At 71.3% G+C, this 12,244-nt stretch carries 10 protein-coding genes; 1 reads left to right on the plus strand and 9 read right to left on the minus strand.

Annotation, left to right across the window (positions count from 1 at the left end; all coding sequences use genetic code 11):
- Positions 1-44 precede the first annotated feature (44 nt).
- The gene (locus ADY59_RS43645) at positions 45-974 is read right to left on the minus strand and encodes a LysR family transcriptional regulator (RefSeq protein ID WP_049576089.1); all 930 of its coding nucleotides are present in this window, start codon (positions 972-974) and stop codon (positions 45-47) included.
- A gap of 77 nt (positions 975-1,051) precedes the next feature.
- Between ADY59_RS43645 and ADY59_RS43650 the strand changes: the two genes are divergently transcribed.
- Positions 1,052-3,292 carry a M64 family metallopeptidase gene (locus ADY59_RS43650; protein WP_049576092.1) on the plus strand — a complete coding sequence of 747 codons (2,241 nt, stop codon included), beginning with the start codon at positions 1,052-1,054 and terminating at the stop codon, positions 3,290-3,292.
- Here the strand turns inward: ADY59_RS43650 and ADY59_RS43655 are convergent.
- The 8 genes from ADY59_RS43655 to ADY59_RS43690 form a co-directional block, all read right to left on the minus strand.
- On the minus strand, positions 3,236-4,231 hold the full coding sequence (locus ADY59_RS43655; protein ID WP_049576094.1) for a phosphotransferase family protein: 996 nt from the start codon (positions 4,229-4,231) through the stop codon (positions 3,236-3,238). The two genes, ADY59_RS43650 and ADY59_RS43655, sit on opposite strands and share 57 nt — an antisense overlap.
- Positions 4,232-4,246: 15 nt before the next feature.
- A complete protein-coding gene (locus ADY59_RS43660; RefSeq protein WP_049576097.1) occupies positions 4,247-5,074 on the minus strand; it encodes an aldose 1-epimerase family protein in 828 nt (275 codons plus the stop codon).
- Between the two features lie 54 nt (positions 5,075-5,128).
- A complete protein-coding gene (locus ADY59_RS43665) occupies positions 5,129-6,130 on the minus strand; it encodes a LacI family DNA-binding transcriptional regulator (protein WP_049576099.1) in 1,002 nt (333 codons plus the stop codon).
- On the minus strand, positions 6,111-7,520 hold the full coding sequence (locus ADY59_RS43670) for a GH1 family beta-glucosidase (protein WP_049576102.1): 1,410 nt from the start codon (positions 7,518-7,520) through the stop codon (positions 6,111-6,113). Before ADY59_RS43670 ends, ADY59_RS43665 begins: the two co-directional genes overlap by 20 nt.
- Positions 7,517-8,368: a carbohydrate ABC transporter permease gene (locus ADY59_RS43675; protein WP_049576105.1), complete on the minus strand. Its 852-nt coding sequence runs from the start codon at positions 8,366-8,368 to the stop codon at positions 7,517-7,519. Before ADY59_RS43675 ends, ADY59_RS43670 begins: the two co-directional genes overlap by 4 nt.
- The gene (locus ADY59_RS43680) at positions 8,365-9,318 is read right to left on the minus strand and encodes a carbohydrate ABC transporter permease (protein WP_049576110.1); all 954 of its coding nucleotides are present in this window, start codon (positions 9,316-9,318) and stop codon (positions 8,365-8,367) included. The genes ADY59_RS43675 and ADY59_RS43680 overlap by 4 nt, the downstream gene beginning before the upstream one ends.
- A gap of 81 nt (positions 9,319-9,399) precedes the next feature.
- Positions 9,400-10,734, minus strand: a complete 1,335-nt coding sequence (locus ADY59_RS43685; RefSeq protein ID WP_049576108.1) for an ABC transporter substrate-binding protein — start codon at positions 10,732-10,734, stop codon at positions 9,400-9,402.
- 252 nt (positions 10,735-10,986) lie between these two features.
- Positions 10,987-12,225 (minus strand): RNA polymerase sigma factor, encoded by a 1,239-nt coding sequence (locus tag ADY59_RS43690; protein WP_063780970.1) that lies wholly within the window; start codon positions 12,223-12,225, stop codon positions 10,987-10,989.
- Between the last annotated feature and the right edge of the window lie 19 nt (positions 12,226-12,244).

Genomic DNA, 12,244 nt, shown 5'->3' on the forward strand with positions numbered 1-12,244 from the left:
AGATGTTTATAAGAGACGGGGGGTGGGGGAGGTGCGTACGGCGGTCAGGGCTGGCGGGTGAGCCAGGAGGTGTAGGAGGGGCGGCGGGAGGCGACGGCGGCGTGGGCGGCGCGGGCACTGTCCAGGAGGGCCGGCACGTGGGCGGCGAAGGCGGGCCGCCACACGAGCACCTGCCGCATCCACAGCGGGTTGCCCGCCAGCGGCCGCACGGCCACGCCGGGCCCGGGGTCGTGCAGGGCCTGGCAGGCCGACACCGCGTGCCCGGCGCCGATGAGCTCGCCCCGCACCCCGGCCCCGATGAGCTGGTAGCGCGCCCGGGGCGTGAAGCCGGCCCGCCCGCATGCCTCCAGCAGGTGCTCCGGCCAGCCGAGCCCGTCCGGCGGCGGCAGCACCCACGGCTCGCCCGCGAGGTCGGCCAGTTCCACCTCGGCCCGGGAGGCGAGCGGGTGCGCGGCGGGAAGCGCGACGAACACCGGCTCCACCGCCACCGCCTCCAGCCCGAGCGACGGCTGGGCCCGCAGCTCGTGCCCCGGGTAGTCGGCGACCAGGGCGACGTCGAGCCGCCCGTTGGCCACCATGTCCACCAGGACGCGGACGAAGTGCTCGGTCTGCAGCGTGATCCGCGCCTCGGGGAAGGCCCGCGCCAGGTTCGCGACGAGGGGCACGACGACGGGGTGCTCGAAGCTGCCGATCCGCACCGCCTGCCCGGCCAGCTCGTACGGCCCGGCGGCCAGCAGGTCGTCCACCCCGGCCAGCACGACGCGAGCCCTGGCCAGCACGAACTCGCCGAAGGGCGTGGCGGTGACGCCGCGGTGGTCCCTGGTGAAGACGGGCCCGCCGAGGACCTGCTCGATGCGGCGGAGCTGGGCGGTGAGCGCGGGCTGGGAGACGCCGAGCGTGGCGGCGGCCCTGGTGACGCTGCCCTGGTCGGCGATGGTCCGGAGCGTCTCCAGATGCCGCAGCTCCAGCTTCATCCGGCAGAAGCTATCATGCCGGCGTTATGCCCTTATGGGATGAGACGCCCGGCCCGGCCGGGCCGATAGTGCTGGGCATGCGCACAATCGCGGCCCTCGTGCTGGCCGCCGCAGTCGTGTCCGTCCCTTCCCCAGCGGCCGCCGCCGCCGAGCCCGGCGTCGCCACCGTCGTCCCCGTGCAGGTCACCGGCGCGCCGGAGAAGCGCTTCAACCTGATCGTCATGGGCGACGGCTACACCGGGGCCGAGCAGGCGGACTTCGGCCGGGACGTCGACCGGCACCTCAACGTGATGTGGTCGATCGAGCCGTTCAAGTCCTACCGCAACTACATCAACGTCTACCGGGTCGACATCGTCTCCGGCGAGTCGGGCATCAGCTGCGACCCCGGCCTGACCTCGCCGCGCAGGACGACCCCGCTGAGCATGGGCTTCTGGGGCCGCTGCAACCCGGGCAGCGTGCAGCGGCTCATCACCATGGACAACTCGGCCGCCAACCGCTACGCCAACCTGGTCACCGGCACCACGCCCGGCAACCGGCAGATCCTCGCCCTGGGCAACAGCGGCACGTACGGCGGCGCGGGCGGCTCGTACGCGACCGCGTCGGGCAGCAACGCCATGTCGGCCCTGATCAGCCCGCACGAGCTCGGCCACTCGCTGGGCGGCCTGCAGGACGAGTACGACTACTACCAGCGCGGCGTCCCCGGCGGCGCCTACGGCGGCGGCGAGCCGTCCTCGGCGCACCACACCCTGCTGACCGAGCGGCAGATGAGCGAGCAGCGCGCGAAGTGGTGGCGCTGGCTGGGCGAGCCCAGCGAGTCGGGCGGCCCGATCGGCCGCCACGAGGGCGGCCTCTACGCCACCACGGGCGTGTGGCGGCCCAGCGCGCACTCCATGATGAAGACCCTCGGCTACTACTTCGACCAGGTCAGCCGCGAGGTCATGGTCCAGCGCATCACCGCCAAGACCGCCGTGATCCAGGACGCCACCCCCGCGGACCAGCCGCTCGGCGCTGACCGGGTCCTCTGGGTCGAGCCGATGCGCCCGGTCAGCCACGGCCTGACCACCACCTGGAACGTCGACGGCGAGGACCTGCCCACCGGCGCCGACACGCTCGACCTGCGCACCCTCGGCCTCACCCCCGGCACCCACACGGTCCGGGCCACCGTCACCGACCCGACCGAGTTCGTCCGGGATCCCGCCGTGCGGGCCGCGCTGACGGCGACCAGGACGTGGACCGTCGACACCGCGCTCAGCACGCCGCCGGACGGCGTCGAGCCCGGCTTCACCTCCTCCACCCCGACGGACCGCCCGGCCGGCGGCGAGGACGTCGTCCACGTGGAGACCACCCATCCGGCCGCCACCGTGCCGGAGGTCACCTGGGAGCTCGACGGCGAGCGCGTCGGCGACGGCGGCACCGATCTCGACCTGGGCGAGCTGGACCTGAGCCCGGGCACGCACCGGCTCACCGCGGGCCTCGGCGGCGACACGCTCACCTGGACGGTCGACGCCGTCGCCCCGGCGACCGGCTACGAGCTGTCCGAGCCGCTGGCCGGGGCCGGCGACACCTACGTCTACAACGGGCCGTTCACGATGCGGCTCACCGGCGACGACGACCGCGACGGGTACGTGGTGTCGGAGTCCCGGGTCGACGGCGACGGCTGGTTCAACTACTTCGGCTGGCCGACCTCCTCGGCGCTGCCGTGGACGTTCTCCGAGCAGGGCACGGTCATCGACCACCTCGTGTACGGGAAACTGCCCCGGGGACGCCACACCGTCGAGTACCGCTCGATCGACGCCGCCGGCAACGCGGGCGCGGCCAGGTCGTTCACCGTCACCACGATCGCGCCGCCGCCCGCCTGCACCCGCACGGTCACCGGCGCCCACCGCGGCCCGCTCACCGTGACGGACGGCGTCACCTGCCTCGACGGCGCCACCGTGACGGGGGCCGTCAAGGTGCGGGCCGGGGCGTCGCTGGTGGTCGACGGCGGCCGGATCTCCGGCACCCTCACCGCCTCCGGCGCCGCCGAGCTGCACCTGCTGGGCGCCCGCGTGGACGGCGCGCTGGCCGCCGACCGGACCGGGACGCTCACCGTCGTGGGAGCCGAGCTGCGGGGCGCGGCCGCGCTGACCCGCAACACCGCGCCCACCGTGTCCGGCAGCACCGTCAAGGGCGCGCTCACCTGCTCGGCCAACAGCCCCGCCCCGGCCGACCTGGGCGTGCCGAACAAGGTCACCGGCGTGAGCGGCGGCCAGTGCCGCGACCTACGCGAGGGACCCCGGGGCGAGCGCTACGAGGCGATCCAGCAGGTGGCCCAGTGAGCTGAACGCCGCGTCGCGGACCCGGGCGTACTCCTCCTCGGGGTACTGCCTGGGCCCGTTCTCCACCAGCAGGATCAGAGACAGGTAGGCGCGGTAGAGGTCGAGCCGGGTACGCGCGGACGCGGTGAGCTCCAGCGGGCGCACCTCGCGGTACCCGGCCAGCATCGGATCGTCCTCGCGCAGCTCGCCGAAGAGCGTCGGGGTGACGAACTCGGCCAGCGGGTCTCCCCAGAAGGCCCGCTCGTGGTCGATGATCGCCTGGATCCGCGGCGTCCCGGACACGTCCAGGAACACGTTGCCCGGCCAGATGTCGAAGTGCACCAGGTGCGGCGTCGTCACCTCGTCCAGCGCGGGCGCGGCCGACGTCAGCACCTCCATGATCCGCTCCGGCGGCGCCGGCAGCGGCGTCGGGTAGCGCCCGGTGTCGCCGAGCAGCGCCCCGGCCATGGCCAGGAACGCCTCCCGCCAGGTCGCGCCGGTGATCCCGGCCTGCGGGTAGCCGAACACCTCGCCCGTCACCGAGTTGAACCGGGCCATCAGCCCGCCCAGCTCGCGCCGCAGCTCGCTCTCGTTGCCCGGCTTGACGTCGTTCCACGACACGCCGTCGAGCGCGGCCAGCATCAGGTAGTCGCCGCCGAGCACCGGGTCGTCGAACCCGGCCCGCAGCAGCGCCGCCACCGGCACCCCGGCCGCCGCCACCAGCTCGCAGGCCGCCGCCTCCGTGCGCAGCAGGTTGCGTTCGTAGCTGAGCTGGTCGAACTCGGGCGGCGGCGCCAGCTTGCACACGACCTCGCGGCCGTCGTCCAGGCGCAGCCGCCACACGGCGTTGGCGTAGCCGTCGGTCAGCTCGGTGTGCCCCGCGACCCCGGCGCCCAGGGCGCGGCGGGCGAGAGCGTCGAGCTCGGCGGGGGATAACCGGCGTTTCGTCCTACTGTCCACGCGATCAGTGTGGCGTCAGGCCACGCCGATCGTCCAGCGCGCCTCATGCTCGCCGCCCGGCTTCAGCACCACCAGGTCGGTGCCCGAGTTGAACGCGTCGGGCGGGCACGTCATCGGCTCCACCGCCACGCCCTCGTAGCCGAGCTGACGGCTGGTGCACACCTGCACCCACGGCAGCACCGCCGGGTCCCACGACAGCCGCACCCCGCCGACCCGCACCTCGCCCCGCGCCAGCCCGGTGAACGCGTGGTCGACGACCGTCCCGTCCACCGCCCTCGCGCGGGTGAAGTCGTACGGGGAGCCGGAGACGTCCGCCAGCGCGCGGGGGAGCAGCGCGTCGTCGGGCAGCAGCACCTTCGACGCCGGCACCTCCAGCTCGTCGCCGAGCAGCCACGGGTGCGGCCCGCACCCGTAGGGCGCGTCGTGCTCGCCGGCGTTGCGGGCGAGCACCGTCGTGGTCAGCCCCCGCTCGCCCAGCTCGTGCGTCACGGCCAGCTCCAGCGTGAACGGATAGCCGGGCGCGCCGTCGATCCGGTACGTGAGCCGCACGCGGGAGCCGGTGGCCTCGGCGATCTCCCAGTCGTCGCGCGCCACCAGCCCGTGGATGGCGTGGCCGCGCTCCGGCTCGGTCACGGCCAGCTCGTGCGCGCGGCCCTCGAACGTGTAACGGGCGCCGCCGATCCGGTTGGGCCACGGCGCCAGGATGGTGCCCGCGAAATAGGGCACCGGCCCGCCCTCGGGCCAGGAGGTGACCAGGTCCCGCTCGCCGTGCCTCAGCGTCCTGAGCGCGGCACCACGACGGCTCACCTGCGCGGTGTAGCCGCCACCGACAAGCTGGGGCACGACGGACGTCCTCTCGACGGGGTTGTAAACGGTTTCAGCAATGATAACGGCAGGTCAGGCAGATTCCCGGCGCACCAGGTGGGTGTCGAGGATGACCACCGGCTGGCGCAGCTCCTCGCCGTTGATGCGGGCCACCAGCAGCAGCGCCATCTGCCGGCCCATCGCCTCCATCGGCTGGTGCACGGTGGTCAGCGGCGGGTCGGCGTGCAGCGCCGCCTTGGAGTCGTCGAACCCGATCACCGCCACGTCGCCCGGAATCGCCCGCCCCGCCCCCTTGAGCACCCGCATCGCGCCCAGCGCCATCGGGTCGGAGGCGGCGAACACCGCGTCGACGTCGGGATGGGCGGCCAGCAGCTCGGCCATGGCCGACTCGCCGCTCTCCTCGGAGAAGTCGCCGTAGGCCACCAGCTCCGGCAGGCCGGTGGGCAGGACCGCGTCGCGGTAACCCGACAGACGGTCCACGCCCACGCCCATGTCCTGCGGCCCGGCGATGGTGGCGATCCGGGCACGGCCGAGGCCCAGCAGGTGCTTGACCGCCTGCCGGGCCCCTGCCCTGTTGTCCATGTCGACGTAGCTGTAGGGGGCCGCCGGGCCGACCGGCCGGCCGCCCAGCACGGTCGGCACGCCCATCGCCTCCAGCCGGCCCGGCAGCGGGTCGTCGCCGTGCAGCGACAGCAGCAGCACGCCGTCGACGTGCTGGCCGGTCAGGTAGTGCTCCAGCCGGGCGTGCTCCTGCCGCGAGCGGGCCATCGCCAGGATGAGCTGCAGGCCCGTCTCGGTCAGCGCCGAGCCGATGCCGCGGATGGTGCCGGCGAAGTAGGGCTCGTCGAACACCCGGAACTCCGACTCCGACACCACCAGGGCGACCGTGTCGGTGCGCCGGGTGACCAGCGCCCGGGCCGCCCTGTTGGGCACGTAGCCCAGCTCCTGGATGGCCTGCTGCACGGCTTCGCGGGCCTTCTCGCTCACGTTGGGCGAGCCGTTGATGACTCTCGACACCGTGCCGCGGCCGACGCCGGCCAGAGCTGCGACTGCCTCAAGAGTCGGTCGGTTCATGGGCCCTATTCTGCCGGATGATCTCGGCGTACCAGATCGCGCTGTCCTTCAGCATGCGCTGCTGCGTCTCGTAGTCGACGCGGACCAGCCCGAACCGCTTGCCGTACCCCCAGGCCCACTCGAAGTTGTCCATCAGCGACCAGGCGAAGTAGCCCTCCAGCGGCACACCGGCGTCGATCGCGGTGCGGCAGGCGCGCAGGTGCGCCTCGAAGTAGGCCTGGCGTTCGGCGTCGCGCACGCGGCCGTCCTCCAGCACGTCCTCGAAGGCCGCGCCGTTCTCCGAGACCACCAGCGGGACCGGCGGGTAGTCGCGCGCCACCCGCTGCAGCACCTCGACCAGCCCGTCCTCGTCGATCTCCCAGCCCATCGAGGTGACGGGCCGCCCGCCGTTCACGAACGACACGTGCTCGCTGCCGATCCACGGCGAGCCCGTCTCGGTCGGCGCGGCCGAGGCCGACGCCTTCCCGCCGGACTCGCCCGACACGGTGAAGCGGCTGTAGTAGTTGACCAGCAGCACGTCGATCGGCGCGTTGATGGTCTTCAGGTCACCGTCCTCGATGAAGGACAGGTCCATCCCCAGGTCGTCCAGGACGTCCTGGGGATAGCGGCCCGTCAGCAGCGCGTCGAGGAAGAACCTGTTCTGCAGCCCGTCGATGCGCCGGGCAGCGTCCTGGTCAGCCTCACTGGCCGTGGCCGGGGTGATCGCGTAGAGGTTCACGCAACCCCCCACCCGCCTGGCGCCCATGGCCTGGACCCCTAGTCCATGGGCGAGGTTCAAGTGGTGCGCGGCCCGGATCGCGTTCTCGGGCTCACGGCGTCCCGGAGCGTGCTCGCCCGAGGCGTAACCCAGGAAGGCCGCGCACCACGGCTCGTTGACGGTGCTCCACGTGTGCACGTGATCCTTCAGCGCGTCGTGCACCGCCGCCGCGTAGTCGGCGAAGCGCAGCGCGGTGTCGCGCTCCGGCCAGCCGCCCTTGTCCTCCAGGGCCTGCGGCAGGTCCCAGTGGTAGAGCGTCAGCCAGGGATCGATGCCGTGCGAGCGGAGCTCGTCGGTCAGTCGCTTGTAGAAGTCGAGGCCCTTGTGGTTGACGGGTCCCGAACCGTACGGCTGGACGCGCGGCCACGACACGGAGAACCTGTAGGCGCTCAGCCCCAGGTCCGCCATGATCCGCACGTCGTCCCGGTAACGGTGGTAATGGTCGATGGCCACGTCCGCGTGCTCGCCGCCGACCACCCTGCCCGGCGTCCTGGTGAACGTGTCCCAGATGGAGACGCCGCGGCCGTCGGCCGTCACCGCCCCCTCGATCTGGTAGGCAGAGGTGGCCGCACCCCACGCGAACCCTGTGGGGAATCGCAGCTCGGAGCGGGTCTGCTCCTCCTGAGTCGTCACGCCTTGACCGCACCTTCCATCAGGCCGCCGACGATCTGCCGGCCGAACAGCACGAAAACCACGAAGAGAGGAAGAACCGACGCCGCGGTGCCGGCGAACAGCATCACGTAGTCGGTGCCGTGCGCCTGGTTGAGCGCCGCGATCGAGGTCTGCACCACCGGGTTCTCCGGCAGCAGCACGATGAGCGGCCACATGAACTCGTTCCACGTCTGCATGAAGACGAGCAGCGCGAGCACCGCCATGCCGGGCCGCAGCGCGGGCAGGATGACCTTGCGGTAGATGCTCATGGTGGACGCCCCGTCGACCCTGGCCGCCTCGACCAGCTCGTCGGGCACCGCCTGGGAGGCGTACTGCGTCATCATGAACACGCCGAACCCGTTGACCAGGAACGGCAGGATCACCGCCTGGAGCTGGCCGGTCCAGCCGAGCGTGACCATGAGCTCGTACAGCGGGACGATGCCCATCTGCTGCAACGGCACCATCATCGTCACCAGGATCACGCCGAGCAGCACCTTCGAGCCGCGGAAGCGCAGCTTGGCGAAGGCGAAACCGGCCAGCGTCGAGATGAGCACCACCGACACCGTCACGGTCGTGGCGACGATCGCGGAGTTGATCAGGCCGGTGATGAAGTAGGCGTCCTCGGTGGTCAGCAGGCGCTCGATGTTCTCGCCCAGGTGGCCGCCGGGCAGGAGCGGCGGCGGCACGTCGAGCGCGTCGTCGTTGGTCCGCGTCGCCATGATGAACATGTAGTAGATGGGGAATGCGGACATCAGCAGCGCCAGGGCCAGCACGACCTTGGTGAGAGCCCCCGCTTCCCACAGGCGGCCGGTCGGTTGTCCGACGGTCATCGCGCACCCCCGATGCGGCGTGTGAAGAAGTAGTTGACCATGGTGCCGATCAGGATCAGCACGAACAGCAGCCACGCGGCGGCGGAGGCGTATCCGATCTCGAAGCTGCCCCGGAAGGCCTGCTCCACGATGAACATCGCCACCGTCTGGTACTGGCCGGTGGTGCCGCCGGTCATCATCTGCTCGCCCTCGAACGTCACCGGCTCGGTGAACAGCGTCAGGCCGCCGATGGTGGAGATGAAGACCACGAAGACGATCGTCGGGCGCAGCATCGGCAGGGTGATCTGCCAGAACTGGCGTCGCGCCGTGGCGCCGTCGATGGCCGCGGCCTCGTAGAGGTCCTTGGGGATCGTCTGCATCGCGGCGAGCAGGATGATCGCGTTGTAGCCGGTCCAGCGCCAGTCGACCATCGTGGCAATGGCGATCCAGGAGGACCACTTCTCGTTCTGCCAGGCGATCGGGTCGATGCCCACCAGGCCGAGCACCCAGTTGAACAGGCCGTAGTCGCGGCTGTAGAGCTGGCTGAAGATGACCGCCACCGCGACCACCGAGGTGATCATCGGCAGCAGCACGCCCAGGCGCAGCAGCAGCCGGCCGCGCAGCCGCTTGTTCAGCGCGTTGGCCAGCATCAGCGAGAGGATGATCTGCGGGACGGTGGCCAGCACGAACATGCCGACCGTGTTGAACACCGCGTTCCAGAACTCGGCGTCGGCGATCAGCTCGGCGTAGTTCGCGAGGCCCGAGAAGGTCCGCTCCCCGGCCAGCTCGGCGTCATGCAGCGACAGCCAGAGCGTGTAGACCAGGGGGAAGATCCCGAAAACGGCGAAGAGCAGGAAATAAGGGGACACCAGGAGATAGGGCATCCCCTTGATGTCGAAGCGGGTCATCCGCCGCCTGGGCGCCGCCCGCTTGCCGGACGCATGCCGCGGCGGCGCGAGTTGGAGAGTCATGAAGGGCCTTTCGAGCCGGGGCGGGAGTGAGGTGGCGTCCGCCGTGGGGGAGGACGCCACCCGTTTCCTGAAGGCGAGCCGTCAGCCGGCTGCCTTGACGCCCGCTTCGATGAACTTCGTCCAGGCCTCGTCGTAACCGATGGCGCCCTGGTCCATGCCCTCGAGCACCTTCTCCACGGAGGTCTTGACCTGCGCGTGCTTCTCGCCGAGGAACACCGGCTGCAGGTCCTTGACCGAGGCCGCGAAGATCTCGCCGGTCGGCACGTCGTTGAAGTACTCGTTCTTCAGGCCCGCCACCTCAGGGTCCTGCTGGGCCGGGATGGAGCTCGGGAACGCGCCCGCCTCCTTGAAGGCCGCCACGTGGCCTTCCTTGCCCGTCAGGTAGTTGAGCACCTGAGCGGCTTCCTTCGGGTGCTTGGTCTGCTTGGGGATGGCCAGCCACGAGCCGCCCCAGTTGCCCGTGCCGCCGGGCACGGACGCGACGTCCCAGTTGCCCTTGTTGCCGTCACCGGCGGCGCCGGAGATCACGCCGAGCATCCACGACGGGCAGCCCATGGTGGCGAAGTCGCCGCCCTTGATGGCCTTGTTCCACGGCGGGCTGAACGCCTGCAGCTTGGCCGTCAGGCCCTGCTGGCTGAACTTCTGCACCCAGTCGAAGGACGTCTTGACCGCGGGGTTGGTCTCCAGGACGAGCTGGTTGCTCTTGTCGAAGTAGGAGACGTTGCCGTTCTTCGGCGCCTCCTGCGACAGGATCACGTTGTAGATGGTGTTGGGGCCGTCCATCCACTTGGCGTCCTTGTTGGCGGCCTGGAACTTCTTGCCGGCCTCCATGTACGCGTCCCAGGTCGGCCAGAGCTTGGCGACCTCCTCGCGGTCGGTCGGCAGGCCGGCCTTCTCGAACAGGTCCTTGCGGTAGCACATGGTCATGCCGCCGATGTCGGTGCCGAGCGCGAACAGCTTGCCGTCGGCGTTGACGCCCGCCTCCCACTTGGCGGCCGGGAAGTCGGCCTTGCGGTCCTGCAGGCCGTGCTCGCCCAGGTCGGTGAAGAACTGCGGGCGGGCCGCCATCAGGCCCATGGCGCCCTCGTCGATGCCGACGATGTCGCCGGCGCCGCTGCCGGCCTGCAGACGCTGCAGCAGCTGCGGCAGATAGACGTCCTCGAACCGGTCGGTCAGGTTCGTGTACTTGACCTGGATGTTCGGGTGCTCGGCATTCCACTTCTCGACGGCCGCGTCGTAACCGAAGTTCTCGCCGCCGCCGAAGGTGTGCACGTTGATCGTGACAGGCTCTGCCGCCGCCGTCGTCTCGCCGGCCCCCGCCGGCGTCGTCGGGTCGCCGCCGCCACACGCGGCCGTCGCGACGGCCAGCGCCGCGACCATGACACCGGAGACAGCAAAGCGCTTGTGGTTCATCATTCCGTACCCCTTTTGGGTGTGGATCGTGGGAGGTGCATCGCGGGTTGCGCCGCGAGAGGAGAGTCTTTGGGAGCGCTCCCACAAAGAGTGCCCGTATGGCGTGCGGACGTCAACGTCCCGAAACTCAACCGTTACCTCTGGGGTGTTTGAGCACCCTAAAACAGGATTTTTAGGGCCAAAGCACTCATATAGCCATTTGGGAGCGCTCCCATCTCATGCGCACCTTTTCCGCACCACTCCGGGCGAGTCTGATCAGGTGCAGGCCTCGGCGCGCTCCTCCAGCAGCCGCCGCTCACGCTCGTTGCGCGTCAGGCCCGCCGCGCGCACGAACTCCGCCCGCGCCTCGGCATGCCGGCCCAGCTTGAACAGCAGATCCCCGCGCACGCTCGGCAGCAGGTGGTAGCGGTTCATCGCGGGCTCCCCGGCGATCTGGTCCACCAGCCCCAGCCCCACCGCCGGGCCGTACGCCATCGCCAGCGCCACCGCCCGGTTAAGCTCCACCACGGGCGAGCGCGACAGGCGCGCCAGCTCCTCGTACAGCGCCGCGATGCGCACCCAGTCGGTCTCCTCCGCCGTGAGCGCGCGGGCGTGACAGGCGGCGATCGCCGCCTGCAGCGCGTACGGGCCCATCGCCCCGCCCAGCTCCCCGGCCCGGCCGAGCGCGGCCAGGCCCCGGCCGATGAGCAGCCGGTCCCAGCGGGCCCTGTTCTGCTCCAGCAGCAGGACCGGCTCGCCCGACGGCCCCACCCGGGCCGCCCCCCGCGACGCCTGGATCTCCATCAGCGCGACCAGCCCGTGCACCTCGGGCTCCTTCGGCATCAGCCCCGCCAGCACCCGCCCCAGCCGCAGCGCGTCCTCGCACAATCCCGGCCGCATCCAGTCGTCGCCGGCCGTCGCCGCGTAGCCCTCGTTGAAGATCAGGTAGATGACTTCCAGCACCGACGCCAGCCGCTGCGCCAGCTCCGCGCCCTGCGGCACCTCGAACGGCACCTCGCGCTCCGCCAGCGTCCGTTTGGCCCGCACCACCCGCTGCGCCATCGTCGGCTCCGGCACCAGGAACGCGCGCGCGATCTCGTCCGTCGACAGCCCGCCCAGCACCCGCAGCGTCAGCGCCACCCGCGCCTCCGTCGACAGCACCGGATGGCACGCCGTGAACACCAGCCGCAGCAGGTCGTCCTCGATCTCCTCGGCGCCGGGCAGTTCCTCCTCGTCGTCGAGCTGCCGTCCCAGTTCGGCCAGCTTGCGCTCGAACCGCTCGCGCCGCCGGATCAGGTCGACCGCCCGGCGCTTGCCCACGGTCATCAGCCAGGCGCCCGGATTGCCCGGCACCCCCTCGCGGGGCCACTGCTCCAGCGCCGCCACCAGCGCATCCTGCGCCAGCTCCTCCGCCAGGCCGACGTCGCGCACCATCCCGGCCAGCCCGGCGATCACCCGCGCCGCCTCGATCCGCCACACCGCCTCAATGGCCCGATGGGTCTCCGAAGCCGTCATCCGCCCATGACAACAGCCC

The sequence above is a fragment of the Nonomuraea sp. SBT364 genome (genome assembly GCF_001083785.1).
In the GTDB taxonomy this organism is placed as follows: Bacteria; Actinomycetota; Actinomycetes; order Streptosporangiales; family Streptosporangiaceae; genus Nonomuraea.

Bases quoted from the DNA above. Each gene is read 5' to 3' on its own strand.
- ADY59_RS43645 (WP_049576089.1), bottom strand. From the start codon at position 974: ATGAAGCTGGAGCTGCGGCATCTGGAGACGCTCCGGACCATCGCCGAC.
- ADY59_RS43650 (WP_049576092.1), top strand. From the start codon at position 1,052: ATGCGCACAATCGCGGCCCTCGTGCTGGCCGCCGCAGTCGTGTCCGTC.
- ADY59_RS43665 (WP_049576099.1), bottom strand. From the start codon at position 6,130: ATGAACCGACCGACTCTTGAGGCAGTCGCAGCTCTGGCCGGCGTCGGC.
- ADY59_RS43675 (WP_049576105.1), bottom strand. From the start codon at position 8,368: ATGACCGTCGGACAACCGACCGGCCGCCTGTGGGAAGCGGGGGCTCTC.
- ADY59_RS43680 (WP_049576110.1), bottom strand. From the start codon at position 9,318: ATGACTCTCCAACTCGCGCCGCCGCGGCATGCGTCCGGCAAGCGGGCG.
- ADY59_RS43685 (WP_049576108.1), bottom strand. From the start codon at position 10,734: ATGATGAACCACAAGCGCTTTGCTGTCTCCGGTGTCATGGTCGCGGCG.
- ADY59_RS43690 (WP_063780970.1), bottom strand. From the start codon at position 12,225: ATGACGGCTTCGGAGACCCATCGGGCCATTGAGGCGGTGTGGCGGATC.